Source organism: Bradyrhizobium sp. WBAH42, from assembly GCF_024585265.1.
Taxonomy (GTDB): domain Bacteria; phylum Pseudomonadota; class Alphaproteobacteria; order Rhizobiales; family Xanthobacteraceae; genus Bradyrhizobium.
Window position 1 is genome coordinate 4086737 of sequence record NZ_CP036533.1, and the last position, 26654, is coordinate 4113390.

Annotated in this window: 25 protein-coding genes; 7 read left to right on the plus strand and 18 right to left on the minus strand. The window is 65.6% G+C overall.

The annotated features are described in order from the left end of the window. Positions 1-8: 8 nt before the first annotated feature. The 15 genes from DCG74_RS18915 to DCG74_RS18985 all read right to left on the minus strand — a co-directional run bounded on the left by DCG74_RS18915 (position 9) and on the right by DCG74_RS18985 (position 15682). A complete protein-coding gene (locus tag DCG74_RS18915; protein WP_172784444.1) occupies positions 9-1073 on the minus strand; it encodes a UDP-glucuronic acid decarboxylase family protein in 1065 nt (354 codons plus the stop codon). Positions 1074-1084: 11 nt separating this feature from the next. Further along, positions 1085-2209, minus strand: a complete 1125-nt coding sequence (locus DCG74_RS18920; RefSeq protein ID WP_172784445.1) for a glycosyltransferase — start codon at positions 2207-2209, stop codon at positions 1085-1087. After that, complete coding sequence (locus DCG74_RS18925; protein ID WP_172784446.1) at positions 2206-3294, minus strand: glycosyltransferase; 1089 nt, start codon at positions 3292-3294, stop codon at positions 2206-2208. The genes DCG74_RS18920 and DCG74_RS18925 overlap by 4 nt, the downstream gene beginning before the upstream one ends. Next, the gene (locus DCG74_RS18930; RefSeq protein ID WP_172784447.1) at positions 3291-4421 is read right to left on the minus strand and encodes a glycosyltransferase; all 1131 of its coding nucleotides are present in this window, start codon (positions 4419-4421) and stop codon (positions 3291-3293) included. Before DCG74_RS18930 ends, DCG74_RS18925 begins: the two co-directional genes overlap by 4 nt. Further along, entirely contained in the window at positions 4418-5530 is a 1113-nt protein-coding gene (locus DCG74_RS18935) for a glycosyltransferase family 4 protein (protein WP_172784448.1), read from the minus strand. The genes DCG74_RS18930 and DCG74_RS18935 overlap by 4 nt, the downstream gene beginning before the upstream one ends. After that, positions 5527-6813 carry a TIGR04295 family B12-binding domain-containing radical SAM protein gene (locus DCG74_RS18940; RefSeq protein WP_172784449.1) on the minus strand — a complete coding sequence of 429 codons (1287 nt, stop codon included), beginning with the start codon at positions 6811-6813 and terminating at the stop codon, positions 5527-5529. Before DCG74_RS18940 ends, DCG74_RS18935 begins: the two co-directional genes overlap by 4 nt. Continuing rightward, complete coding sequence (locus DCG74_RS18945; RefSeq protein ID WP_172784450.1) at positions 6810-7871, minus strand: SDR family NAD(P)-dependent oxidoreductase; 1062 nt, start codon at positions 7869-7871, stop codon at positions 6810-6812. The genes DCG74_RS18940 and DCG74_RS18945 overlap by 4 nt, the downstream gene beginning before the upstream one ends. After that, entirely contained in the window at positions 7871-8983 is a 1113-nt protein-coding gene (locus DCG74_RS18950) for an SDR family NAD(P)-dependent oxidoreductase (RefSeq protein ID WP_172784451.1), read from the minus strand. Before DCG74_RS18950 ends, DCG74_RS18945 begins: the two co-directional genes overlap by 1 nt. 195 nt (positions 8984-9178) lie before the next feature. Further along, positions 9179-10384 (minus strand): phosphopentomutase, encoded by a 1206-nt coding sequence (locus tag DCG74_RS18955; RefSeq protein WP_172784452.1) that lies wholly within the window; start codon positions 10382-10384, stop codon positions 9179-9181. Next, positions 10372-11322 (minus strand): beta-xylosidase, encoded by a 951-nt coding sequence (locus DCG74_RS18960; protein WP_172784453.1) that lies wholly within the window; start codon positions 11320-11322, stop codon positions 10372-10374. The genes DCG74_RS18955 and DCG74_RS18960 overlap by 13 nt, the downstream gene beginning before the upstream one ends. Beyond that, positions 11319-12086 carry a TIGR04290 family methyltransferase gene (locus tag DCG74_RS18965; protein WP_172784454.1) on the minus strand — a complete coding sequence of 256 codons (768 nt, stop codon included), beginning with the start codon at positions 12084-12086 and terminating at the stop codon, positions 11319-11321. Before DCG74_RS18965 ends, DCG74_RS18960 begins: the two co-directional genes overlap by 4 nt. Next, positions 12083-12883, minus strand: coding sequence for a nucleotidyltransferase family protein (locus tag DCG74_RS18970; RefSeq protein ID WP_172784455.1), 801 nt, complete (start codon positions 12881-12883; stop codon positions 12083-12085). Before DCG74_RS18970 ends, DCG74_RS18965 begins: the two co-directional genes overlap by 4 nt. A 2-nt stretch (positions 12884-12885) precedes the next feature. Next, positions 12886-13989, minus strand: a complete 1104-nt coding sequence (locus tag DCG74_RS18975; protein ID WP_172784456.1) for a glycosyltransferase — start codon at positions 13987-13989, stop codon at positions 12886-12888. Further along, entirely contained in the window at positions 13986-14582 is a 597-nt protein-coding gene (locus DCG74_RS18980) for a histidine phosphatase family protein (protein WP_172784457.1), read from the minus strand. The genes DCG74_RS18975 and DCG74_RS18980 overlap by 4 nt, the downstream gene beginning before the upstream one ends. Further along, complete coding sequence (locus DCG74_RS18985) at positions 14582-15682, minus strand: inositol-3-phosphate synthase (RefSeq protein WP_172784458.1); 1101 nt, start codon at positions 15680-15682, stop codon at positions 14582-14584. The genes DCG74_RS18980 and DCG74_RS18985 overlap by 1 nt, the downstream gene beginning before the upstream one ends. A 206-nt stretch (positions 15683-15888) precedes the next feature. On the opposite strand from DCG74_RS18985, the gene DCG74_RS18990 reads away from it, so the two are divergent. From DCG74_RS18990 to DCG74_RS19020, 6 genes are all read left to right on the plus strand, one after another. Then, positions 15889-16035 (plus strand): hypothetical protein, encoded by a 147-nt coding sequence (locus DCG74_RS18990; RefSeq protein WP_172784459.1) that lies wholly within the window; start codon positions 15889-15891, stop codon positions 16033-16035. Next, positions 16032-16964 (plus strand): hypothetical protein, encoded by a 933-nt coding sequence (locus tag DCG74_RS18995; protein ID WP_172784460.1) that lies wholly within the window; start codon positions 16032-16034, stop codon positions 16962-16964. The genes DCG74_RS18990 and DCG74_RS18995 overlap by 4 nt, the downstream gene beginning before the upstream one ends. 88 nt (positions 16965-17052) lie before the next feature. After that, a complete protein-coding gene (locus tag DCG74_RS19000) occupies positions 17053-18822 on the plus strand; it encodes an SDR family oxidoreductase (protein ID WP_172784461.1) in 1770 nt (589 codons plus the stop codon). Positions 18823-19012: 190 nt separating this feature from the next. After that, a complete protein-coding gene (locus tag DCG74_RS19005) occupies positions 19013-19231 on the plus strand; it encodes a hypothetical protein (RefSeq protein ID WP_172784462.1) in 219 nt (72 codons plus the stop codon). 14 nt (positions 19232-19245) lie between these two features. Then, a complete protein-coding gene (locus DCG74_RS19010; RefSeq protein WP_172784463.1) occupies positions 19246-19716 on the plus strand; it encodes a metallophosphoesterase family protein in 471 nt (156 codons plus the stop codon). Between the two features lie 367 nt (positions 19717-20083). After that, on the plus strand, positions 20084-20521 hold the full coding sequence (locus tag DCG74_RS19020) for an NUDIX hydrolase (protein WP_172784464.1): 438 nt from the start codon (positions 20084-20086) through the stop codon (positions 20519-20521). A 317-nt stretch (positions 20522-20838) separates the two neighbouring features. Here the strand turns inward: DCG74_RS19020 and DCG74_RS19025 are convergent, their stop codons facing one another. The 3 genes from DCG74_RS19025 to DCG74_RS19035 all read right to left on the minus strand — a co-directional run bounded on the left by DCG74_RS19025 (position 20839) and on the right by DCG74_RS19035 (position 24645). Continuing rightward, positions 20839-21849 (minus strand): patatin-like phospholipase family protein, encoded by a 1011-nt coding sequence (locus DCG74_RS19025; protein ID WP_172784465.1) that lies wholly within the window; start codon positions 21847-21849, stop codon positions 20839-20841. A gap of 290 nt (positions 21850-22139) precedes the next feature. Next, positions 22140-24377 (minus strand): glycogen debranching protein GlgX, encoded by a 2238-nt coding sequence (gene glgX / locus DCG74_RS19030; RefSeq protein ID WP_172784466.1) that lies wholly within the window; start codon positions 24375-24377, stop codon positions 22140-22142. Between the two features lie 34 nt (positions 24378-24411). Further along, complete coding sequence (locus DCG74_RS19035; protein WP_172784467.1) at positions 24412-24645, minus strand: DUF3606 domain-containing protein; 234 nt, start codon at positions 24643-24645, stop codon at positions 24412-24414. A 178-nt stretch (positions 24646-24823) separates the two neighbouring features. On the opposite strand from DCG74_RS19035, the gene treZ reads away from it, so the two are divergent. Then, positions 24824-26653 (plus strand): malto-oligosyltrehalose trehalohydrolase, encoded by a 1830-nt coding sequence (treZ, locus tag DCG74_RS19040; protein WP_246708749.1) that lies wholly within the window; start codon positions 24824-24826, stop codon positions 26651-26653. Position 26654: the final 1 nt, after the last annotated feature.

Below are 26654 nucleotides of genomic sequence, written 5' to 3' on the forward strand. Positions count from 1 at the left end.
ATGAGCCTTTACCCTTGCTCGGACATCGTCAGCCGGCCGCGTGCGGGTTGGCGCGTCCTGCGCGCGGCAATGGCCGGCACGAGCGTGGGCGCTTCCCCGGCGAGGCGGAGCGCAAAATAGGCAATGGTCGCTTGAAGGCCGTCCTTCAGTGCCACCTTCGGACGCCATCCCAGGATCTTCTCGGCGGCATCGATCACGGGCTTGCGCCGCCTGGGATCGTCCTTCGGCAGGGGCTCGAAGCGCAGCGGGGAGGCCGAATCGGTGCATGCCAGCACTTCACGGGCGATCGCCTCGATCGTGACCTCGTGCGGATTACCGAGATTGCACGGACCGCTGACCGAGGCGGGGCTCTCCATCAGGAGCTGTAGCCCCCGCACCAGATCGTCGACGAAGCAGAAGCTGCGGGTTTGCGTGCCCTGGCCGTAGATCGTGATCGGCTCTCCGCGCAGCGCCTGCACGATGAAGTTGGAGACGACGCGGCCGTCATTCTCGAGCATGCGCGGCCCGTAGGTGTTGAAGATGCGCGCGACCTTGATCTCCGTCCCGTGCATACGCCGGTAGTCGAACATCAGCGTCTCCGCAGCGCGCTTGCCCTCGTCGTAGCAGGCCCGCGGCCCGATCGGGTTGACGTTGCCGAGATAGGATTCCGGCTGCGGATGCACTTCCGGGTCGCCGTAGACCTCGCTGGTTGAGGCCTGAAGGATCCGGGAGCCCTTCTGCCGCGCCAGTTCGAGCAGGTTGATCGAGCCGAGCACACAGGTCTTCATCGTCGCGACCGGATCGACTTGATAATGGCGGGGCGAGGCCGGGCAGGCGAGGCTGTAGATCCGGTCGATCTCGCCCTCGATCTCGATGCGATCGCGCACGTCATGCTCGATGAAGCGGAAATTCGGGTGGTTGAGCAGGGGCCGGATGTTGTCGGTGGTTCCCGTGAACAGATTGTCCAGGCAGATCACCATGCTGCCGCGTTGCAGGAGCACGTCGCAGAGATGCGATCCGATGAAGCCGGCGCCGCCGGCGACCAGGACCGTCGGCGAGCGGCGGGACGCGTGGATGCGGGTCTGGAGCGTCATGATGTGGCCTTTCAGAGTTGGGCGACCTGCATGGTGCGAACGGCGGGGAGTGGCGCCGCCTTGCGGCGGCGCCGCGCGGCTGCCTCGGCGTAATAGGTCTCCAGCTGCCGCGCGCGATGATCGGGGGTGTGATCGGCCAGAACCCGCCGCCGCGCATTGTGCGCGATCGTGCGCCGTTGCTCGTCCGGCATGTCGCGCAGGATCTCGACGACCTCGCGCGGGCTGGTTGCCAGCAGGATTTCTTTCGACGGCGCGAAGATCGTCTCGATCCCCGGCCAATGGTCCGAGATGACGGGCGTGCCGCAGGCGGCGGCTTCGAACAGCCGGACGCTCGGGGAGAAGCCCAGCGCCTTCATGTCGGCGCGGGTGGCGTTCAGCGTGAAACGCTGCGCCGCGTAGAACTCCGGATGCTGCTTCGGCGAGAGGTGCTCGATCCGGGCGACGTTGGCGGGCCAGGCGATATCGTCCGGATATTGCGCGCCGGCGACGACGAATTGATCCGACGGCAGCGTGCGCGCCGGTGCAAGCAGCAGCTCGTCGAGAACGGGCTGCCGGTCCTCGCTGTAGGTCCCGAGATAGCCGAGCGCCCATTTCGGCTGCGCCTGCTTCGGTGCGTAGGTCTCCGCATCCGCGCTGCAATAAAGCACGCGCGCGAGCGGACTGCCGTAGCTCTGCTCGATCAGGCCGGGCACCGGTCCGCCGGTGAAGGACAGATAGAGATCGAACCGCGGGATCATTGCCGCCGAGAGATAGTCGAGACCTTGCTCCAGCCGCGCCAGAGTGACCGGCGTGTCGATGTCGTAGAACGCCGTGACACCCCTCGCGTGGGTCGTGGTCCACTCGGCGAGTGCGATGCCGTCGGGAACGTAAGAGCCGATGATCACCAGATCGGCATCGCGGATCAGCTTGCCGAACCGGCGCGGAACATCCTTCGAAGTTTGGTACAACTCGACAGTCCAGCCAGCGGGCTTGGTCAGGTCACGGTGATCCCGATACCAGGGCACGTCCCGCTCCAGGAACGTGACGCGGTGACCTCGTCGCGCCAGCGCTTCGATCAGGGCGCGGTAGGTCGTGGCATGACCGTTGCCCCAGGACGAAGTGACCGAAAGACCGATGACGACGATGGAGAGGTTCATTCTGCTGCCTCGATTCGGGAGCTGTGGGCGACGAAGAGATCGTTGAACTGGCGGGCGCGCTGCCGGTAGGTGTGCTGGCTGAGAATGCGTGCGCGTGCGCGCCGGGCGATCGACCGGGCCCGCTCGGGATCGAGCGCGGCGAGGTGCTCGGCCACCTCGGCCCCGTCAGCGGCGACCAGAACTTCGCGGTCCGGTTCGAGGAAATGATCGATACCGGCCCATTGGTCGGTGATCAGGCAGGCGCCGGCGCCGATCGCTTCGAACACCCGCGTTGGCGGCGAGAATCCGTAGCGCGCCATGCTGTCGCGATTGACGTTGAGCGTGGCGAGCGCCGAGCCGAAGAACGCGTTGTGGTCGGCGGTGCCGACATGGCCGACCTTACGCAGATTGGCGGAGGCATCCTTGTCGTCCCAGCCGGAACCGCCGAGCACGAAGGACTTTTCGGGCAGGCGGCGTGCAACGTCGAGGAAGAAATGCTCGACGCGCGTCTCGCGGTCGGGCAGGCGGTTCGCCAGCAGGCTGAGATCGCAGGCGAAGCGCGGATTGGGCGGCGACGGAAAATGCGTGGCCGGATCGAGCGCGTTGTAGATCGGCACGCAATCCCGCGCGCCCACCGATCGATACGCGGATACGACGGGCTCGCCGCCGCCATAGGTCAGGACCATATCGTAGCACGGAATGGCGCGGCGCAGATGATGCTGCGGATCCATTTCCATCGCCTCGAGCGTGGCGGGAGCATCGACGTCCCAATAGATCCGCATCAGCCGCGACGGCAGCGCGGCGACGGCGTTCTCCAGCTCCCGATCAAAGACGCCGACGCCGCTGGCCTTGACCAGCATGTCGGCCGATTGTGCGGCGGTGTCGAGCGAGCGGCGCCAGCCGTCCGAAGTCGCGGGATAGACGACCACTTTGGCCCATTCCGGCGCGTCGATGTCGCGATGCGATTGGCGGTCGAAGGCGTCGGGTTCGTAGAAGGTGACCTCGTGGCCGAGCGCCGCGATCTCCTTGAGCATGCCGCGGTAATAGGTGGCGGCGCCATTCCAATAGGACGAGACGAGGCTGGATCCGAAGAAGCAGATCTTCATGCGACGGCTCCGATGTCGTGCTGAGGCCGTGCCGAACGGCTGGAATCCCTGAGGTCGGTGACGATGTCGATGAGCTGCTCGGCGCGGTGGCGGCAGGTATGACGATCCCTGATGACCTTCAGCCCGGTCTCCACCATCGCGGCAGAGAATTCCGGATCGTCGATGACGGCACGAAGCGCCTGCTTCATCTGCGCGCCATCGGCAGCGCTGAGATACGCACCCTCGGGGAAGAGGCCTTCCGCATCCGACCAGGGTGCTGAAATCAGGGGAATGCCGCAGGCCAGCGCCTCGAACACGCGGATGGTCGGGATGCCCGGAAGCAGGGCGACGTACGGCCCGCGCGGCACATGGATGGTCGCGCGCGCGCCCGCGAAGGCGACGGGGGCCCAGTGCGCCGGCAGCCAGCCGCCATAGCGGATGCCTGCGCTCCTGATGGTGTGGAGTGCGTCATCCGAGTAGCGGACGCCATGGACGCTGGCGCGGAGCTTCAGCTCCGCCACGGGCTTGACCAGGAACTCGTTCAGCTCGGCGCTGCGCTCGCCGTCGCCCCAGTTGCCGATCCAGACCAGATCGTCGGTCCGCTCGACCTGCGGCAGCGGATGATACAGCGCGACATCGGCGGCCTCGTGCCAGGTGAAGACCCGGTCGGCCCAGCCGAGCTTCAGATAGATCTGCCGAAGCACCTCGCCGAAAGCGAGCACGCCATCGAATCCGTCGAGATCGAATTGCGCAAGCTCCTCGGGTGCGCTGACCGCGCGGTGATGGGTGTCGTGAAACAGCAGGGTGAAGGGCGCGCCTTGCGCCCGCCCGCGCCCGATCTGCGCGATGAGGTCGGGCGAATTCCACTCGTGCACGATGACGAGATCGGCGCCGTCAAGCGCCCGCGCGAGATCGAGGCTGGTATCGTAGCGGCGGATGTCGATGCCGGAAAAGAGCGCCGGAATATCGTCCATGGCATGACTGCCGCCTTCGCGGATGGCGTTCAGCCGGCTCCAGCCGTCGATGGGTTCGAACACGACGACCTCGTGTCCGAGCGCATGGAGCTCGCGCGCATAGCCACGGAGGAAATGCGCGTTTCCGTTGTTCCAGCAGGAGGTGAAGGCATGGTAGAACAGGACGCATTTCATGCGCGCACCTCGATCTGGCTGGCCGCCGCGCTCGTCCGGCTGGATGCGATCAGGTCCTGGTAGAGCCCGAGATAAGCGCTCGTCATGCGCGTCAAGGAATAGGTCAGGGATTGCTCGTAGGCAGCGCGCTGCAGCTTTGCTCGACCCCTATCGTCAGCGCAAAGCTCTGCCAGTGTCCGATGCAGCGCGACGCTGTCGGCGGGATCGACGAACAAGGCGGCGCCGCGCCACAACTCCCGGAACGTCGGGATGTCGGACAGGACCAGCGCGCAGCCCGCGGCGGCGGCTTCCAGCACCGAAAGGCCGAACGGTTCATAGAGTGCGGGGCTGACGAAGATCGCTGCATGCTGCAAGCGCGTCTCCAGCGCCCCGTGCGGTAGCTCTCCGAGCCAGGTGACGTCAGCTGGCAGACGTGCGTCGCTAGGACCGGCCACCTCGACCGGCCAATCCAGCCCGGGCGCGGCGGTGGCGAGCGCTTCGATGTTCTTGGCACGATCCCACAGCCGTCCCGCCGCGAAAATCACGCCCTGCTTTCGTCCAGAAGGGGCGCGTGGCGCAATTCCGTTCCAGATCACCGTGCCGCGCGATCGCGGCTGATAGATCGCCGTCATGTCGTCGTGGAAGGCCCGGCTCGGACAGACCCAGGCCTGCGTGATGTCGAGCGCCGCGGCGACCCGTTCGCTGTAGCGGCGCCATCTGGGTTCGCCGAGCCAGGCCGTATCGTGGCAGGCGAGCGCCCAGGAGTTCACGCAGGAATGCGCCACCAGCACGGTCGGGGCGTGCCAGGCAAAGGTCGCCTCGCGAAAGCTGTTCAGATGCACGACATCAGGCACCAATCTGGCTTCGAGGTTCGCAAGCACGCGCCTTGCGTCGGAGACGTTCCGCCCCTCCGGGTCCTGCCATTCGAGTGCGAGGTCCGTCTCGATCAGGTGCACGCTGGTCTCGCGCAGCATCTGACGCTGATCGACACGCGCCCGCGGGCCCAGCGTCACGAGCGTGACGTCGGCCCCGGACGCAGCGAGACTGGCGGCGAGGGCGCAGGAATAGGTCCAGACGCCGCCGACCGTGTCGGTCGTCATCATGACCCTGATGTCGGCGCCACGGCTCATGAGGCCACCTGGAGTTCGAGGCTGTCGAGCGGGACCGGGCGATCGTTCTGCACGTCGCTGAACTGGTCGAACATCGCGAGATAGTGCTGGTGCGCGCGCTCCCAGGCGACATCGTCAGGCTCGCCCCAGAGCTTCCGGTAGTCGGGCGAGCCGGGATAGGGATAGAGCGGCACCGGATCGTTGGCCCAGACGCCGGCATCCTGCATCGTGCGGCGCCAGCGCTGCACCACGGGATCGTCGTCCTCGGGCACCTCGATCAGATTGGCCTGCACGAAGGGGACGTGGCGGCGGGCTTCGACCAGCCGGTCGGCGAGCTGATCCGTCGTCATCTTGCAGTTCTTGGCGAGGGCCGCGCGCCCTTCCACGGTGAGGCTCTCGATGCCGGCTTCGATCGAGACGCAGCCGGCGCGCCCGAGTAGGGCGAGAGTGTCGGGCTTCCACAAATCGATCCGCGTCTGCACGCCGAACTTCAGCCCGCGCGTCGTCAGGCCCTCCATGAGCTCGCGATTGGGAAGAAAGATCTCGTCGATGAAGTAGACGTACTCGATGCCGTGACGGCGCAGACGATCGATCTCGTCGAGAATGATCGCGGGCGGCCGCTTCCGATAGGCGTTGCGGAAATTCTCCTTGGCGCAGAACGTGCAATTGTAGGGGCAGCCGCGCGAGGCCTCCACCTCGGCGCCCGGCGCAATCGGCTCGGCCTCGAAGCGGTGATGATGGTGATGGTGACGCCGGATCATCTCGCCCGGCCATTCGAGCACGGGCTGATCGTTGAACGCGACCGCCTGTGGGCCGTGATTGACCCGGAGCGAAGCACCGTCGGCGAAGCACAGGCCGGGAAAGTCCCGTTCGCCATTGGCGAGCCGCAGCAGCGACGACTCGCACTCGCCCATCACCACGATGTCGACGCCGAGCTTCTTCAGGGCAGTCTTCGGCGTGGTCGAACCATGCGGGCCGACCGCGATCAGGGTCGGCGCGAGGTCCCGCGCCGCGATGGCGAGCTGCTGCGGCACACGCAGCTCGGGCGGCGCGCAGCGCCAGAACAGATAGGTCGGTGCGGTGGTGAAGACGATCTGGTCGGGACCAAAGGCGCGCAGCTCGGCCTCGATCTCAGGGAGGGAGAGATCGAACATATGCGCATCGAGCAGCAGCGTGTTGTGGCCCGCCGCCTTCAGATAATGCTCGGAGATGCCGAGCTCGAGTGGCAGGTGAGGCGAGCGGCAGCCGAAATAGATGCTGCCCGAAAAATCCCAGTTCGGATTGATGAGGGCGACCCGCGTCATGCCAATGCCTCGCTCCTGTCCTGTGATCCGAAGCGGCTGTCGAGCCAGGTGTGGAGCGAGCGCAGGCCGTCGGCGAGCGGCATTTGCGGCGTCCAGCCGAGCGCGGTGGCGAGCGCCCGCGTGTCGGTCACGTACCAGGGCTGATCGCCCGGTCGCCAGTCCGCAAAGCGATAGCTGACCTTGCGGCCCGTCAGCTCGGTGAGGCGGTCGATCAACTCCAGCAGGCTGACCGCATTCGCCGGACCGCCGCCGAGATTGAAGACGCGCCCGCGGGCCAGCGCGATGTGGTCGAGCGCCGCGAGCCAGGCGCTCACCGCGTCCGACACGTGCAGCGCGTCGCGGACCTGCTTGCCGTCGCCGTAGATCGTCAGCGGATTGCCGCTGATGGCGCTGAGCAGGAAGTGCGCGATCCAGCCCTGATCCTCGGTGCCGAATTGCCGCGGCCCGTAGATGCAGCTCATGCGCATCACCACGGTCTGCAGCCCGAACACCCGGGCATAGTCGTGCACGTATTGATCGGCGGTCCCCTTGGAGCAGCCATAGGGGCTGTAGAAATCCAGCGGCGCGTTCTCCGAAATGCCCCCCGCGAGCAGATCATTGACCGGCGTGTAGCGTCGGTCGGTGAGCGCGATCTCGCTGTCCTCGATCAGGCGCCCATAGACCTTGTTGGTCGAGGCAAAGATCACCGGGGCCGGAGCGTTGTGCAGGCGAACGGCTTCCAGCACGTTCAGCGTGCCGCGCGCATTGATCTCGAAGTCGGCCGAGGGATCGCTGACGCTGTCGGTCACCGCGACCTGGGCTGCGAGGTGCAGCACGGCCCGCGCCTCGCGCACGGCGTCGATCACCGGAATGGGGTCGCGGATATCGGCCACAGTGATCGCGACGCGGTCGCCATGCCGGGATTTCAGCCATTGCGCGTTCTCGCGCACGCCGGCGCGGGCGAGATTGTCCAGCACCAGCACGCGATCGCCCCGCTCGGCGAGACGGTCGGCGAGATTGCAGCCGATGAAGCCGCAGCCGCCGGTGACTAGGACGGGCCTGTTGTCTTGCTCACTCATCACGCGACCAACCCTCGTTGCAGCAGCTCACGGGTCGCCCGTTCTGCCTGATCGTCGGCGATCTGGTCGGCGAGGTAGCCGGCGAGCTCTTCAAGGCCGTCCTTGAACGCGACATGCGGCTCGAAACCGAGCAGGTCGCGTGATTTGCCGATATCGGCGAAGCAGTGCCGGATGTCGCCGACACGGTATTTTCGCGTGATCTCGGGATCGATCTCGCGCCGTCCCATCACCTGCGCCAGATCCTCGGCCACCGACAGAATGGTGCGGCTCTGACCCGAACCGACGTTGAAGACGTCCTGGGCGTGGTCGGATTCGAGCGCCATGCGGCAGGCGCGGGCGACGTCGTGCACGTGGACGAAATCGCGCCGCTGCAGGCCGTCTTCGAAGACGAGCGGCGGCCGGCCGTTGAGCAGCCGCGCGGCGAAGATGGCCAGCACGCCGGTATACGGATTCGACAGGGCTTGCCGCGGACCGAACACGTTGAAGAAGCGCATGCCGACGGTCGGAATGCCGTAGGCCTTGCCTGTGATCAGGCACATGCGCTCCTGCGCATATTTGTTCAGGGCGTAGATCGAGCTCAGCGACGGCTGCTTGGTCTCAGGGGTGGGCACGGGATCGAGCGCATGGCCTGCATGATCCTGCAATTCCCACTCGCCCTTGCGAAGCTGCTCGATCGGTCGTTCGTCGCCGGCGACGACGCTTCCAACGGCATCACGATACAGGCCTTCGCCGTAGATGCTCATCGAGGATGCCACCACCAGCCGTGCGACCGGTCGCCTGGCGAGCGCCTGCAGCAGCACGGCGGTGCCGAGCTCGTTCGTCCTGACATAGGTCTCGATGTCGTACATGCTCTGGCCGACGCCGACGGCGGAGGCGAGATGCAGGACCATGTCGGCGCCGCGCAAGGCCTGTTCGACCGCGGCGGCATCGGTGACGTCGCCGACCACGAGCTCGGCGTCGTCGGCGAGATAGGCGGGCCGCTGACGGTTGCCGCCATGGACCTGCGGAGAGAGATTGTCGAGAAGGCGGACCTCGTACCCGGCCGCAAGCAGCACGTCCGCCGTATGCGAACCGATGAATCCCGCGCCCCCAGTGATCAGTACTCGCGTCATTCACCGCTCCGTGCCGCATGGGACCGATCCGTTCGGACCGGCCGATGATGAGAGTTGAAGCGCGCTTTGCTCGGTCGGGCGACCTGCGCGCCAGTCACGTCTGGGAATTAGAAGCGGTGCTAGGAATGTTCGTTCCTGCGAAACCTACAAACGAAAAGTTCTCTAACCTGGATCAATAACCCAGGTGAATCCCGGCTAGAAATGCGCGCCATGAAGCGACGCCGGCAGGTCGAGATGTCTTGCAACGGTCGCGCCGATGTCGGCAAAGCCGGCGCGCCGGCCGATCGGAGACGTCGATTGTGCGGCCCACGTCAGGATCGGGACCTGCTCACGCGTGTGATCGGTGCCATTCCAGGTCGGATCGCAGCCATGATCGGCGGTGATGATCAGGAGATCGTCGCTTCGCAGCCGGCTCAGCAGCTCGGGTAGGCGGGCGTCGAAGGCTTCAAGCGCCGCAGCGTAGCCCGCGACGTCGCGACGGTGGCCGTAGAGTGTGTCGAAATCGATGAAGTTCGCGAACAGCAGCCCGCCTTCTGCAAGGCCTGCCAGCCCATCGAGCGTGGCATCGAAAAGCGCCGCATTGCCGTCGCCGCGCAGGTTTCGCCCGGTGCCGCGATGAGCGAAGATGTCGTCGATCTTGCCGATCGTCACGATGTCGCGGCCGGCAGTTTCTGCAAGGTCGAGGATGGTTCGCTCGGGCGGCGGGACCGAGAAATCGCGCCGGTGCGAGCTGCGCTTGAAATTGTCCGCGCTCGTTCCGACGAACGGACGCGCGATGACGCGGCCGATGTTGAGGGGATCGACCAGCCGCCTCGCGACCGCGCAGACGTCGTAGAGCCGCTCGAGCCCGAACGTCTCCTCGTGCGCCGCGATCTGGAACACGCTGTCGGCCGAGGTGTAGCAGATCGGCTCGCCGCCGCGCATGTGGCGCTCGCCGAATTCGGCGATGATGTCGGTGCCGGAAGCGTGGCAATTGCCGAGGATGCCGGGGAGTCCGCCTTGTTCGCAAAGCTTCGTAACGAGATCGCGCGGAAAGCAGGGTTGGATCTTAGGAAAATAGCCCCAATCGAACGCGACAGGCACGCCGGCGATCTCCCAATGGCCTGATGGCGTGTCCTTGCCCCTCGAGATCTCGCTGGCGCAGCCATAGCGCGCATGTTGTGTCCGGCCGTCGAGCCCGGGCGGGATCCGGCCCGTGGAGAGGCGGCAGGCCTCGCCGAGGCCCAGCGCCACGAGATTGGGCAGGCGCAGCGGGCCCTCCCGTTGCGGACCATTGGCACGGCCGGCCATGCACGCATCCGCGATGTGGCCGACGGTGTCGGCACCCTCGTCGCCGTAATTGACAGCGTCGGGCGCCGCGCCGATTCCGACGGAATCCATCACCAGGATCAGGGCACGCATGTCGGCTCCCTGATCGGTGGAGAGGCGCCAATGGAGGCGGCGAGACCGGTCTTGGTGCAATAGCGCTCGATCATCTGCGCGCAGAAGTCGGCGAACTCGTTGACGTCGAGCGGCGGGCTGGTGTGATGCGGTTCGAGACCGCGGTGTTCCGGCGTGAAGCAGAACGTCACGGTGACCTCGAACTCGGCCAGCGCATCCATCTGGCGGTCGAACCAGTCCAGCGCGTTGGGACGGAAGCTGTCGGCCCATGACAGCCCGGTCCGCAAGTGCCTCACGCCGAAGCGGCGCATCCAGCGCACGGCGTCATCGAGGCGATGGTCCTCGAAATGAAACCACTGGCACAGGCCCATGTCGGCGGCATATTGCCCGAACAGCTCCGCTGCGGCTTTCGGCGTTCCATCCTCGCGCAGCAGGCCCATGTGGAAATGCCGGTAGTAGGAGGACCCTTCGGCTTCCTTGTGCCGGGTGGTCGCCTCCCAGGCCGAAGGCAGGTCATAGAGGCTGTACCAATGGATGCGCGGCGCGCGGCCGATCAGGAGATCGGCGGTGCGCGACAGGCCCCACGCCTGCACCTCCTCGGCGCCGAACGAGGAGACACCGACCTCGGTCACCCAGACCGGGAGCGAGGTGACGGCCCTGATCTCCTCGATCTTGGCCGGCCATTCTCCGATCTGCCATAAATTCCAGTCGAGCGGAAAGCCTTGCACGGCGACGGCGTCGACGTGATCGAGCACGCCGCGCGCCTGCATGTTGTGCATGAAGGATGGGTCGATCGGCGAGATGCCGCCGAGCACGCGCGGCAAGGTCGGATGCGCGCTGCGGATGGCCTTTCCGGCCGCGAGCGCCAGGTTTGCGAACATCGCCCAGTCCGGGTCGATCAGGATGTCCCAATGCGACTTGTTGTTGGGCTCGTTCCAGATCTTGGCAGCCTCGATCATGGACCCGCCTCCCGTGACGGATAGACCGGCCCGTCAGCCTGCGGCCGCGCCGTGCGCTTGCACAGATAGACCTCCTCCTCGGGATGGGCCGCGATGGCAAAGCCGGCGCTGCGCAGCATGGCCTCGACGCAGGCGCGATTGGGCACCCACCAATTGGTGGGGTCGTCGGCATATTTGTGCTCGATGAAGTGCAGCTTCGGGTAGCCGGAGGAACCGAACTGGTCGGTGGTCCAGAAGTCGTAGTTCTTCTCGATCGCATCGACGTGGCTGTCGCCGCGCTGCATCGATTGGAACAGCAGGAGATCGCCGGCGACGTGCTCATGGATCAGGTCCAGCGCCAGCAGCGGGTGTCGCAGATGATAGAGCACGCCCATGAAGATCACGAGGTCGAATTGTTCACGGAGCTGCCCGACATCATAGGCCGACATCTTGCGAAATTCGATCCTGAGCCCGTTGACCTCGGCCGCGAAGCGGGCCTGGGCCAGATATTCCTCGTCGGTGTCGAGGCCGAGCACGCGCTCGGCGCCGCGCCGTTTCATCTCCATGGCGTAGAAGCCGGCATTGCAGCCGATATCGAGCACGGTCTTGCCTTCGAGCCGGTCCGGGATGATGCCGGAGAAGCGCTGCCACTTCACATTGGGATAGTCGCCGAGAAAGTGCGACGGCGCGGTCGGCACGCCCTGGAGGTCGAGATTGTGAAACCATGGCCCCAGCGCATCGACACGCTGGCGGATTTCCTCACGGGAGAGGGCGCCTATGGTCATGCAATCGCTCCGTTGTTGACTATGACAGGTCGGGCCCCGTCCGATGAGGCGTGGGCCCGCGACTTGGAGCGGCCCTCGGCGCTCTCGGCAAGCAGGGCCATCGCCGTGCGATAGCCGTCGATGGTGCCGACATCGACGTAGGACTCGCCGGCCTTGACGCCGATGCCGTTGCCGCCGCCCGCAAGATAGGCGTTGACCAGCGTCCCGAAATATTCGTCGCGGCGCTCGCGTGCGTGCCACAGCGACTGCAGCTGGCGGAAGCCGTGTGCCGACATCTTGAAAGCACCCCAGATCCAGCGCGAGCTTGCATTCGGCTGCTTGACCTGGATCTCCGTCACCTGCTCGCCGTCCAGCACGACCGCATCGAAGAATTCGGGATGCTCGACCGGGAACAGCAGGAACGAGAGGTCTGCGTCGGGCAGGGACTGCAGGGCCGCCTTGGGAAACCAGACCGTGTCGGGCAGGCCGACCATGACATCCTCGTGCTGCCCGACGACGGTGCTTGCCCTGAACACGGCGTCGCACAGGCCGGAGGCTTCGGGCTGCACCACATAGGCGAGCTCGGCGCTGCCGTAATGGTCGCCGAAATATTCCAGGATGTCGGACTTGCCGGGCGAGATCACGAAGCAGATCTTGTCGGCGCCGCCGAGGATGAGGCGCTCCAGCAGATATTCGGAGACCGCGCAGGGGCGGTCCGTACCGTCGTCGCGCCGGCTGCCGACCGGCAGCAATTCCTTCGAGAAGGCAAGCGGCTGAATACGGCTGCCGCGGCCCGCGGCCGGAACGATGCCCCACATGATCAGGCCTCCTCGATTTGTTGCCGGCTGATGCGGCTCGACGTTGTCTGCTCGAGCATCGCGATCAGTTCACGCGCGCGCTTGTCGGATGTGTGCTGGTCCATGGTGCGGTCATAGGCGCGCCGGGCCATCCGCCTGAGCTCGGCATCCGGCGTCGCCAGCGCGGCGAGCGCGTCGTGCTCGTCGCGTGCGATCAGGATCTCCTCTCCGGGCGCGAAGAAGTCCGCTATTCCGGGCCAGTGGTCGCTCAGCAGCGGGGCGCCGCAGGCCGCGGCCTCGAACAGCCGGCCGGATGGGCACCAGCCCATTTCCGCCATGGCCCGGCGGGTGACGTTGAGCGTCAGCCGCGACGAGGCAAAGAACGGTGCGTGTTCGGACGGCGGCAGGTGCCGCACGAAGTAGATGTTCGGCGACCACGGGAAATCGTCCGGATATTGCGCGCCGCCGATCAGGAAGCGGAGGTCCTGGCGCGCCCGCGCGGGCGCGACGAAAAGCGCCTCGAGCGTGCGCTGGCGATCTTCGGAGTAGGTGCCGAGATAGGACAAATCGGCGCGATAATGCGGCTGCTGCATGACCGGATGGTGGATATCCGTGTCGACATGCCCATAAAGCGCCCGCGTCTCCCCCGCTCCGAGCCTATTGCGGAATTCATCCTCAACGTGAGGTCCGCCGGTAAAGCTGAGCACCAGCTCAAAATCCCGCAGGCCGCGTGGGCCGATATAGGGCACAGACTCGCCGGCGTCGAGCTTTGCCAGCGTGACCGGCGTATCGAGGTCGTAGAACACGGGAACAGCACGACCTTCGGAGAGGATCAGCTCGGTCGCGGCAATCGCATCGGGACAATAGGAAGTCACGATCGCAACGTCGGCATCACGGATTTCGGCGCTTGCCGCCTGCCGCACATCGTCCCAGTTCGCGAACAGCCGGAGCGCGCCGCCCGGCAGTTCATGGAGATCCCGGGCACCGGCATAATAGGGAACGTCGCGCTCGAAGAAGACGATACTGTGCCCCGACCGCGCGAGATGCTTGCAGAGGCCGCGCCACAAGGTGGCGTGACCGTTGCCCCAGGACGAGGAGATTGTCAGGCCGAAGATGACGATCTTCACGCCGCCACCCGCTGGTTGATCCCGGTGATCTTCATGCCGCGGCTGTCGGCGCGGAGCGTGCTGATGCTGGCAGGATCGATCTCGATCGAAAGAAACTGGTCGAGCGGCGTGCGCGAATAGTGCAGGAGTGCGGCGCGGATCGGCTCGGCGTGGCTGACGAGGACGACGGCGTCCAGATTGCGATCGCCACGCAGCTGCTCCAGATGAGCGACCACGCGGTTCTGAAGCGACCGCATGGTCTCGCCGCCGGGCGGGCGGCTCGTGCCGCGTCGCCCGTTCCAGCGCGACCATCGACGATCCGGCGCCAGGTCGTCGAACGATCGTCCGGTCCATTCGCCATAATCGAGCTCGTCGAGGGCGGGGACGATCTCCACCGGCAGCCTGAAATGCGCGGCGAGGATGCAGGCCGATTGCACGCAGCGCCGTTGCGGGCTGGACTGAATGAGCGATGGCCGCGGCGCGATGGTGCCGGCACAGCGTGCCATCTCCTCACAGCCGAGATCGCTGAGCTCGACGCCTTTCATCCGGCCGCACAGGATGCGGCCGAGCAGGGCATGATGACCGTGCCGGACGAGATGGATGATCCCAGCCATCACGCAAGCGCCTTGTCGTCGATGAAGGCGCGTGTCCGCCGTCCGGCCTCTTCGTCGGTGAACTGCTGCGGCGGCGATTTCATGAAATAGCTGGAAGGGCCGGTCAGCGCTCCGGCCTGGCCGCGGTCCATGGCGAGCTTGGCACAACGCACCGCGTCGATCACGACGCCGGCCGAGTTCGGGGAGTCCCAGACCTCGAGCTTGACCTCGGCGCTCAAGGGAACGCCGCCGAACGTCGTTCCCTCCAGGCGGATGAAGGCGAGCTTGCGGTCGGTGAGCCATGGCACGTGGTCGCTCGGTCCGACATGGATGTTGTCGGGGTCCATGGGGACGTCGAACTGGCTGGTTACGGCCTGGGTCTTGGAGATCTTCTTCGAGGCCAGCCGCTCCCGCTCGAGCATGTTCTTGAAATCGGTGTTGCCGCCGACATTGAGCTGGTAGGTGCGGTCGAGCCGCACGCCGCGGTCACGGAACAGATTGGCGAGCACGCGATGCAGGATGGTGGCACCGACCTGGCTCTTGATGTCGTCGCCGACGATCGGCAGGCCGGCCTCCTCGAAGCGCCGCCGCCATTCCGGATTCGAGGCGATGAAGACCGGAATGCAATTGACGTAGCCGCAGCCGGCCTCGATGGCGCGCGCCGCATACCACTCGCTGGCGCGCTGCGAGCCGACCGGAAGATAGGATACCAGAACGTCGGTGCGGGACATCGCCAGCACTTCGGACACGTCGGCCTCCGGCACGTCCGCAACCGGAACGTCGCCTGTAAGATATTGGCCGATGCCGTCCAGGACCGGACCGCGCTGCACGATCACGCCTGTCGGCGCGACGTCGGAGAAGCGGTGCGTGTTGTTGGGCGCCGCGAAGATCGCATCGGCGACGTCGCGGCCGACCTTGTTGGCATTGACGTCGAAGGCCGACGCGATCTGGATGTCGCTGATATGGTAACCGCCGAGGTCCGCATTCATCAGTCCCGGGACCGGCTCGTTCGACTTGGCGTTCCGGTAGTAGGTGAGGCCCTGGACGAAGGAGCTCGCGCAATTGCCGACGCCGACGAGTCCGACGCGCACGCGGCGCCTGTCTTGAAGACGAGAATGCATGGAATGAAGCCCTCCGGAAACACGCGGCGTCGGTGCAAGAGTCGGTGCAAGAGTCGGTGTAAGTACGTCGGCGAACGTGCGGAAGGTATGTTCGTTCCTGGAAAGGCGGTGCGAGCGGCAGGGCTTGGGCGATTCATCGCGACAAAATGCGACGTGCTTAACATGGGATAGATTCCCGAACCGCCAACCGGGAACGAACAGCTTTCATGATGAAGATGAAGAAGATGATGCTCGCCTCGCACGACCGCTTCGAATCTGCCGCGAAGAACCAATCATTCCGGCCCGCGTTTGTCGGCCAATGGTTCGGTGCGGTACGGGCTCATCGCCCGGTTCGTCAAAGAGAGGTGACATGACGTCGACGGCGCCCGGTTGCTGGGCGGAGGCGATCAGGGCGGGCGATTTCGCGCGCGCCTGGATGATCAACGATCGTGATCTGCTGGAGATCGCACATCCGCCGAAGCACACCGGTCCGCGCCATCTCCAGCGCATCTGGCGCGGCGAGGACCTCAAGGACAAGCACGTGCTGGTGCGCTGCTATCACGGGCTCGGCGACACCATCCAGTTCCTGCGCTTCATGAGCCCGCTTCGTGCGATTGCGCGCAGCGTGACCCTGTGGTGTCAACCCGAGCTGCTGCCGCTGCTCGAGGGCGCGGCCGGCGTCGATCGTGCGATCCCGCTGCATGATGGTGCGCCCGAGATCGCTTTCGAGGTCGACATCGAGATCATGGAGGTGCCGCACGCCATCCGAGCGCGCCGCGATCAGGTCGAGATGCGCGGGCCTTACCTGGCGCTGCCTCCACTTGCCGTTCCGCCGCCCCGAAGAGGACAAGGTCTGGCCGTCGGCCTGGTCTGGAAGGTCGGTGAGTGGGACAAGCGGCGGGAGGTGCCGGCCGCCTTGTTGCGCAATCTCGCAGGGTTCGGCGTCACGCTCCATTCGCTCCAGCGCGGCGCCAGCACCGAAGAGCTTGCGGCGGTCGGGGCGCGGGACGTCAGCACGCCCGACATCACAGCTCTCGGCCATCGCCTGCGGCAGCTCGATCTCGTCGTATGTGTCGATACCATGGTCGCACACCTTGCGGGCGCGCTTGGATGCGAGGCCTGGGTCTTGCTTCATGCCGATTGCGACTGGCGCTGGCCTCCATCCGGCGCGCGCTCGTTCTGGTATCCGAGCCTGCGCCTGTTTCACCAAAGACGGCCGGGCGATTGGGGCCATGTCGTCGCCGAAGTCCGCGACGCGCTGCGGGCGCGCCTCGAAGCAGGTCGAGCCACTGCGGCGACGTGATTTCCAGACCATTATTTCCAAGACATTGCTGAGGAACGAGCGTCGCCCACGCGCTTTGGAGCAACGTCCTCGCGAGGGAAAGACGCTCATGCAAAGTTCCGACGCCGCCGTGTCGACCGCCAGCCTGTCGCGGGTGACGGACGATATCTGGATCCTGGACGACAAGCCAATCAGCGCCGCCGGCCTGCAACTGCCCGTGCGGATGACCGTCATCCGCTTGTCGAATGGCGACCTCGTGCTGCATTCGCCGGTGCGTTATTCGCCCGCTCTGCGCCAGGAGCTGGAGCGGCTGGGCTCGATCAGGTACCTGCTGGCGCCGAATATCGCGCATTGGATGTTTCTGCCTGAATGGCAAAGGCAGCTGCCGCAGGCCGCGATCTTTGCCGCGCGCGGCCTTGCGGCGCGCGGGCAGGTGCGGGCGGCCGGCATCCGTATCGATCGCGAAATTGGAGACACGACGCCGGAGGAGTGGGCCGCCGACCTCCAAACATCGTCGGTGAATGCTCCGATGTTCTCCGAGGTCGAGCTGTTCGACCGGCGGAGCGGAACACTGGTTCTGACCGATCTCGTGCAGAACCTCGCTCCCCGCCACCTCAGCGCGCCGAATGCGGCGGCGGCGAACCTGCTCGGCATTGCCAAGCCGGACGGCAAGGCCCCGGTCTATCTGCGGCTGCTGCTGCGGCTCGGTGGCCGTTCGGCGCAGGCTGCGGCCCAGCGGCTCGTCAAGCTGGCTCCGGAGCGGGTGATCTTTGCGCATGGCGACTGGTTCGAAACCCAGGGAACGGCGCGCCTGCGGCGATCCCTGCGCTGGCTGCTTCCGGCGGAGGTCTCGGGACGCGTGCAGGGGCAGACGGCCGGCACGCGCGTCGTCATCACCGGCGCCTCCAGTGGAATCGGGCGTGCTGCGGCGCTGGCCTTTGCCCGCGAGGGCGCAAGCGTGGTCCTCGCGGCGCGCCGCGGCGAGGTCTTGATGCGCCTTGCTGCGGAATGTGAGGCGCTCGGAGGCCGTGCTCTGGCCGTGCCGACCGACGTCACTGACGCGCAGGCGATGCAGCGTCTAGCCGGCGCGGCGGACGAGGCCTTCGGCGGCATCGACGTCTGGATCAACAACGCCGGCACCGGCGTGTTCGGGGCCTATCAGGAGGCGGATATCGCGCTCCATCGCCGGACCATCGAGGTCAATCTGCTCGGCACCATGCATGGCGCGTTCGCGGTGCTTCCGATCTTCCTCCGCCAGAACCGTGGCGTCCTGATCAACAACATCTCGCTCGGCGGCTGGGCGCCGACGCCGTTTGCCGCAGCCTACACCGCCAGCAAGTTCGGCCTGCGCGGCTTCACCGCAAGCTTGCGTCAGGAGCTCCGGGCTCATCCCGACATTCATGTCTGCGGCGTCTTCCCATCCATCGTCGATACGCCGGGCTTCGTCCACGGCGCCAACGCCTCCGGACGACGGCTCGATCCTGGTCCGCTGCTCTATCAATCCGAGGACGTGGCCGAGACTTTCCTGCGCCTCGCCCACGCGCCTCGTGACGAGGTGGCGGTGGGGTGGCCGGCGCGCGCCGGACAATTGGCCTATGCGATGGCCCCTGAGATCACCGAGAATATCCTGGGAGCTGCATTCCGCTGGCTGCTGTCGCGCGCGCGTCCCGCCGCAAGGAACGAAGGCACCTTGCTCGAAGCGGGTCCGCAGGGCACGTCCGTCGACGGCGGCTGGCTGCTGCGGAGGCAAGTTCCGCCCGCCGCTGTGCTCAGCAAGGGGCTCGTGCTGCTCGGGATCGCTGCCGGCCTGGCGATCGCGGCATCGAGGGCTGGCCGTCCGTACCGCCCCCGCGCGCGGACGCGGCGGCGCCGCGCGTGAGGCCGCCGCTCGTCTGTTGCCGTCGCTCCGGCAAGGCATAGGCCCTGACGCAATCGCCGAGCCTGGTGCCGAACGAGCCGTGGCCTCCGTCCACCGTCACGACGTATTGTCTGCTGGACCGCAGATGGCTCCCACGCCGGAACGAAGCTTCGAGACCGGGCGTTCCTGCGGGAAAAGCTGAGGGCCAGACGTGCCGCGCTATCATTTTGATTTGGTGGATTCTAAAACCGTGGCAGACGAAGGAGGTGCCGAGTTGCCGGATGACATGCAGGCCCTGGACGTCGCCGAAGAAATTGCGCGGCGTCTGCTCGCGCAGCGTCCCGAGCTCAAGGGCCGTCACTTCGCGATCCTCGTCACGAACGAGGATGGTGAGGAAATCGGCCGGGTGCCGTTGGACGTAATGCACTGAAGCGATGATCTGACATGACGTTCAGGATTGGGGTGATCGCCGACACGCATGGCCTGCTGAGGCCCGAGGCGGAGCGCTGTCTCGCCAGCGTCTCGCACATCATCCACGCCGGCGACATCGGCGCCCAGGCTGTGATGGACGGGCTTGGCCGCATCGCGCCCGTCACCGCGATCAGAGGAAATGTGGACCGGGGCGCGTGGGCCGAACGCTTTCCTGAAACGCAAACGCTGCGCCTCGGCGGTCGCGCCTTCTACGTTCTGCACGACCTCAACGAGCTGGCGATCGATCCTGCCGAGCGCGGCATCGACGTCGTGGTCTCAGGGCATTCCCACCGCGTGCGGATCGAGACCAGGGAAGGCGTGCTTTATCTGAATCCGGGCAGTGCAGGGAAGCGACGCTTCAAGCTGCCGATTACGCTGGCAACGCTCGACCTCGAGCCGGGCGGGCCGCTGCGGCCCGTCATTCATGATCTCGACAGGATCTGACTGCCGCAGACTGCCAGCGGCCGCTGCCTAGTGCGTCTTCGATTTCTGCCAACGCTCAAGGTCCACCGGCGGCCGTTTCGGATCGATCTGGTCCTTCTCGGGATTGCCTTGCCACGGCTTGTTCGTTTGCCGGTGCGTCGGCATGTCCGTCTGCTGGCGCGGATCGTCAAGCGGTGTCTCTCGCGGGTCGTTTTCAGTCGACTTTGGCATATGTTTCCCTGTCGAGCTCGCACGATGGCGTTGTGCCACCGCCCTTTAAATAACCCAGGTGGCAGCAGGGTGTTCCCTGCGTGGATGAGGCGCCACTTCGCAGAACAGGAACCATGGCTGCGGCGCTCGCTTATCGAACGCGAATTGGAGGCGCTCGATGGGAAAGAAGCAATTTGCCGCTCTGCCGTTTCGTCTGGACAAGTCCGAGCTGCGGGTGATGCTGATCACGACCAGGCGCAAGCGCCGGTGGAGCGTCCCAAAGGGATCGCCGATGCACAACAAGGAGCCGCACCTGACGGCAGCGCTCGAGGCCTATGAGGAGGCGGGCCTGGTCGGTGTCGTGGCAACGCGCGCCTTGGGCAGCTTCAAGCATCGCAAGCGAATAGGCGATCGCAAGCGGACCATGAACGTTGCCGTCTTTCCGATGAAGGTGCACGGGCGCGAGCGCTGGTGGCCCGAGAAGGGAGAGCGGGAAGCCATCTGGGTCTCGCCCAAGACGGCGGCCCGCCTGGTGCACAAGGCGCAGCTCCGGCGCCTGATCGCCCGCTTCGCAGCGCAGACGGTGCGCGAGGCATCCTCGCCGACGAGCCGGTGAGGGTAGTCAGCCTTAGGAACGCCTCACGCGTCATTCAAAGCTTGATGGACCAACAAACGACAGGGCTCATATCCGAGGAGCATCGCCCCGCCCGACGGCATGGCTGCCGATGACGGTCTCAGGCAGCTGCTGCGCGACATTCGCGAGCGGCTGGGCGGCAAGACAGCGGGCAGCTCGGGTCCCGACACCGACAGACATCACTAAAAGCGTGATGAGATCAGGTTCGATTGCGACAAGGTAAGTGCGCTCCCTCTCCCGCAAGCGGGAGAGGTTGCACCGAGCCCGTGGCAAATGATTCAACCTAAAGCCATTCCGCTTTAGGGCCGCCGCACGCTGCAGATCTCGTTCGGGACTGGCGTGAGGCTTGCGGCATATTGCATGTCCAGAAAGCCGGCGCACCAGCGCTGCGCCATGGCTGTCTCAGACAGATCGAAGGATTTTTCCGGCCCAGCTTCCTCGCGGCCCGGGCGGTAGCTCAGGAGATGGACCTCGTCGTCGTAGTGGAGGTCCTGGAGCTCGGCGCGGAGCTGACGGGCTTCGAGAGCGTAGCCGAGGCGCTGGAAGGTCTGATTGCCGAAGGTCAGGTCACTCTTGCGCTCCGACGCGGCCTCGAGCCCGTCAGGGACCTTGCCGTCGCGCGGAAACAGATCGACCACATAGAGGCGGAGCGGGCCTGCAGTTTCGAGGATCGGGTCGAACGGCGCGTTCAGCGAGAACCCGCCGTCGACGAGCCAGCGGCCGGCGATCTGCACCGGAGCGAATTCAGGGAGAAACCCGCAGCTGGCCAGGATATGGTCCATTTCGATCCGCTCCGACGCGGTGTCGAACAACACGGCATCGCCGCTCTCGACGTCGGTGGCGCAGATCGTGACGCGCGGATCGCCGCCGTTCAGACGTCCGAAATCGATCAAGCGCTGCAGGCGTTCGCGGGTCGGGCCGAGATCGTAGAGGCCGCCGTAGTGAGAAGCCGGAATCGGGAGGCGGGGATGGAAGAATCCCGAATGGCCCAGCACGCGCGTACTGATCGAGCTCAGCCACGCGAACGTATGGCGGCTCGCGTTCGGCACGTCGGTTGGACTGCTTGGCGCATGCCAATAGCTGCGTAAATTCCGCAGCCGGTCGTCGCGCGCGCTCCCCGCGATCAACGCAGCCGTGATGGCTCCTGCCGACGAACCGGTCACCCAGTCGATCGGCAGCCGAAGCGAAGTGAGTGCTTCAAACACACCGCCATGATAGGCGCCGAGGCCGAGACCGCCCGAGAACGCGACGGCGGAGAGAGGGCGCTCGGCTGCGCTCGCGCCGCCCGGTCCAGCTGCACGGTCGGTCAAGACGAGCGCCAGTTGCCGGTCGGTTGGTCGGGCCGATCACCGGTAACTCCTGTAACGGCGCGCGCAGGCGTAGCGAGGATTGATCGCGAGAGCGGCGGCGAGCAATCGACATTCATCTCAAGTCTCCAATTCCGACATTGAACGCGGCTCTTGATGCGGTGTTCCAAAGGCTCAAGCGATGGATTTTCCGCTGTAAGGGGCATTGCTGGCGGACGTCCCGGCCATTCTTGGCTCGCTGGCTCATCGTTTTCGGCGAAGTCGATCGCTGATCGCGAGCGAACGGCACGCGGCTACTCGGGCAGGGGCGTGTCGGCGATGTCCATCAGCGCGCCGAGGCCTTGGCGGAGGCGCCGCGTCGCGATGCTGTCGTTCGCAAGGCCAAACACCACCAGCGAGCGCGCGGTCACCGCGTAAGCATGCCCGAACTCGAACTCGGCCATCGGCGCGTCGGGATGATTGGTGTCGATCAGGCCGAGCCAGCTGCGTCCGTCGGTGACTTCCGGCAGGGTGAAATTCACGACGTCATGGTGCGCGTTGTAGACCAGCAGCATGGTCGCATCCGAGCCGCGGCGCTTGATGCCGGTCTCCTGCGCGCGGCCGTCGAGCAGCATGCCGAAGCATTTGGCATTGCCGTCCTGCCATTGCTCCGTCGTCATCTCCTCGCCCGATGGCGACAGCCAGGTCACGTCCTTGACGTCGAGCTCCTCGTTGTGCGAGCCGACCAGGAAGCGGCTGCGGTAGAGGATCGGAAACGCCTTGCGGGTGGCGATCAGCTTGCGCACGAACTCGCGCAGGCTGCGGCCGTTCGCGGTGATGCCCATCCAGTTGAGCCAGGTGGTCTCGTTGTCCTGGGCGTACGCGTTGTTGTTGCCGTTCTGGGTGTGCCCGAACTCGTCGCCCGCGAACAGCATCGGCGTGCCGTGGGACAGCAGCATCGTTGCCAGCAGATTCCGCTTCTGGCGCTCGCGCAAGGCGATGATCTCCGGGTCGGTGGTCGGCCCTTCGACGCCACAATTCCAGGAATGGTTGTTGCTGTGACCGTCGCGATTGTCCTCGCCATTCGCCTCGTTGTGCTTGTCGTTGTACGAGACGAGGTCGTTGAGGTTGAAGCCGTCATGGGCGGTGACGAAGTTGACGCTGGCCCAAGGCCGGCGTCCGCGCTTGTTGAAGAGGTCGCCGGAGCCGGAGACGCGCTTGGCAAAGTCGGCCAGCGTGCCCGGATCGCCCTTCCAGAAGGCGCGCGCGGTATCCCTGAACTTGTCGTTCCACTCGGCCCAGCCCGGCGGAAACTGACCGACCTGGTAGCCACCGGGCCCGACGTCCCAGGGCTCCGCGATCAGCTTGACGCTGGAGAGCACGGGATCCTGGCGGCAGGCGTCGAGGAAGCCGCCGCCTTCATCGAAGCCATAGGGTTCGCGCGCCAGAATGGTGGCGAGATCGAAACGGAAGCCGTCGACCCGCATCTCGGTCGCCCAGTAACGCAAGGAATCGGCGACGAGTTGCAGCACACGCTGATGCGAGAGATTGACGGTGTTTCCGGTGCCGGTGTCGTTGATGTAGTAGCGCTTCTTGTCCGGCAGCAGGCGGTAATAGCTGGCATTGTCGATGCCCTTGAACGACAGGGTCGGGCCGAGCTCGTTGCCTTCCGCGGTGTGATTGTAGACGACGTCGAGAATGATCTCGATGCCATGGGCATGAAACTGGTTGACCGTGGCCTTGAACTCGTTCGCAGACGTCGCCTTCAGGTAGCGCGGATCAGGAGCGAAGAAGGCGATGGAATTGTAGCCCCAGTAATTGCGCAGGCCTTTCTCGACCAGATAGCTGTCGTCGACGAAGGCATGGATCGGCAGCAGCTCGGCGCTGGTGATGCCGAGCGAGCGCAAGTAAGCCGGGATTTCCGAATGTGCGAGCCCCGAGAACGTGCCGCGGTCGGCTTCCGGCACCAGCGGATGCAGCTGGGTGAAGCCCTTGACGTGCATCTCGTAGAAGATCGTGCGTTCCCACGGCACTTCCGGCTTGCGCGCCATGCCCCAGGTAAAGGCGGGATCGATGACGCGGCATTTCTGCATCAAGGGCGCGCTGTCGCGTTCGTCGTAGGAGAGGTCCTTGTCGGCGTGATCCAGCCGGTAGCCGAACAGTTCCGGTCCCCAGCGGAGCTGGCCGACCAGCTGCCTGGCGTAGGGATCGAGCACGAGCTTGTTGGGATTGAAGCGGTGGCCGGCGTCGGGCTCGTAAGGGCCGTGGACGCGATAGCCGTAGACGGTGCCGGGGCGGGCGGAGGGCAGATAGCCGTGCCAGACCTCGTCGGTATATTCGGGAAGCTCGACGCGCTCGAGCTCGGTTTCGCCGGCATCGTCGAACAGGCAGAGCTCGACCTTGGTGGCATGGGCTGAGAACAGCGCGAAATTGACGCCGAGGCCATCCCAGGTGGCGCCGAGCGGGAAGGGTCTGCCTTCGGTGATCCGGGTGCGGCGGAGGCGCGAGGCCGTCCGCGTCAGGGCCTCGTCTGAATGTGCTGGCTGGTCCATCTCTGCCCCCGAATTTCTGCCCCCGAATTGCCCGTCAGGATATCGCCGCAGTCGCGGCAATGGGCTCCACGTTGGCCGGCTTGGACAGCGCGTTGGCTCTCTGCAGAGCCGCCTCCTTGCTGATGGCCGGAATGGAATTGCCGACGCGCCCTACGATCGCGATCAGCTCGGCGTCCGACAGTCCGAGCCGTTTCTTGACGAGGCGTACCTGGGTGCGGTCGGTCAGGTCGAGCTTGTTACGGATCGGTTGCGGCTTCGGGCGGCGCATGGCGACAGCTCCTGTTGGAACGGTAACCGTCGCGCTGCTGATTCCGTTCCCGTCGCGTTGCAAATGTCCGGCGTCGGCGCCGTGGAGGAACGAACGCGTGCGGCTCCGCTTTGTCGCCACGACGCGCGCAAGCGATCTTGGAGCGCGCCGAGGGGGCATGCGGCGAAAGGCGACGGGCTTGAATCAAAGACTGGGAAAGGCCGAGCAAAGTCGGCGCCATGGTCCTCAGATCGTCGATCAAGGGGTCTCGTTCAACTTGTGGGCGCCGACGGCGCGATCCGTCGAGCTGCTCGAAATCGGCCAGCCGCCACGGAAGATGCCGCGCGATGCGGACGGCTGGTGTCAGCTGCTCAGCCGGACCGCGCGCGCCGGCACGCGCTATCAGTTCAGGATCGACGAAGATCTCCTCGTCCCTGATCCCGCCTCGTGCTTCCAGCCGGACGACGTCGGCGCGCCGAGCGAGGTGATCGATACGGCCGCGTTGAGGGACTCGGTGCTCTATCCGGGCCGTCCCTGGGCGGAAGCCGTGATCTACGAGCTGCATGTCGGCACGTTCAGCGAGGAGGGGAGCTATGCCGGCGTCGAGAAGAAGTTGCCCTATCTTCGCGATCTCGGCGTCACCGCCATCGAACTGATGCCGCTCAACGACGTCCCCGGACGGCACAATTGGGGCTATGACGGCGTGCTCCTGAACGCGCCGAATGCCCGCTACGGCCGGCCGGAGGATCTCAAGCGGCTGCTGTGGGCCGCGCATGCGCTCGACATCATGGTCTATCTCGACGTCGTCTATAACCATTTCGGGCCGCAGCTGAACTATCTGCATCTCTATGCGGAGAATTTCTTCAATCCGCGCCACACCACTGGATGGGGCCCCGCCGTCAACCTCGAAGGAGCCGACGGTGCGTTCGTGCGCGGATTTCTGATCGAGAATGCCCTGATGTGGCTGCGCGACTATGGGTTCGACGGACTGCGGTTCGATGCCGTTCATGCGCTGAAGGACGATTCGAAGCGTCATTTCCTGGTCGAGCTCGCCGAGACCCTGCGCAGTCAGCTGGCGGGCCGGCGCGTTCATCTGATGCTGGAGAACGAGGCCAATCAGGCGCACCTGCTCGCGCGGTCACAGGGACGCGCGACGTACTACGACGCGCAATGGGGTGACGATTTCCACAACGCGCTCCACGTCCTGCTCACCGGCGAGGACGAAGGCTATTACCGGGCTTTTGCAGACACGCCGCTCCAACATCTCGCGCGATCCCTGGCCGAAGGCTTTGCCTATCAGGGCGAGGTCTTTCCCCTGCACCAGGCGCCGCGCGGCGAGCCGAGCGCGCACCTGCCGCCCGAAGCGACCATCTTCTTCGCCCAGAACCACGACCAGGTTGGCAACCGCGCCTTCGGCGAACGGCTGTCCCGGTTGGTCGGTCCGGACAGACTGGAACTGGCCCTCGCACTGGTTCTGCTCAGTCCGCATATTCCGTTGCTGTTCATGGGCGAGGAAGCGGCAGCCGAAACGCCCTTCCTGTTCTTCGCCGACTGGACGGGCGAAGCTGCCGAATTGACACGGGAGGGCCGCCGCAAGGAGTTTTCGCACTTCAAAGCGTTCGCGGCGCCCGAAATGCGCGCCGGGATCCCGGACCCGTGCGACGAAAGAACCTTCCTCGCCTCCAAGCTGGACTGGACCGGCATCGACCAGTCGCCTGCCGGCACAAGGTTCCGGGCGCTGACGGCGCAGCTATTGACGATGCGGCGCGAGAAGATCGTGCCGCTGATCAAACGCGGGTTCGTTTCGGCGCAGCGACAGCTGCTGGGCACCGATCCCCGCATGGGCGGCGTGGATGTACGCTGGCAGACCGAGCAGGGCGACGTGCTGCAGATCGTCGCCAATTTCGCCGACCACGAACTCCAGATGCCCTCGCTGGTCGACGGCGAGAGCCTGTGGCGATTGCGACCTCATGTCGCCGGAGGGCTTGGGCCCGGCGACATGATGGTGAGGCTTGGACGGAAGCGCTGAC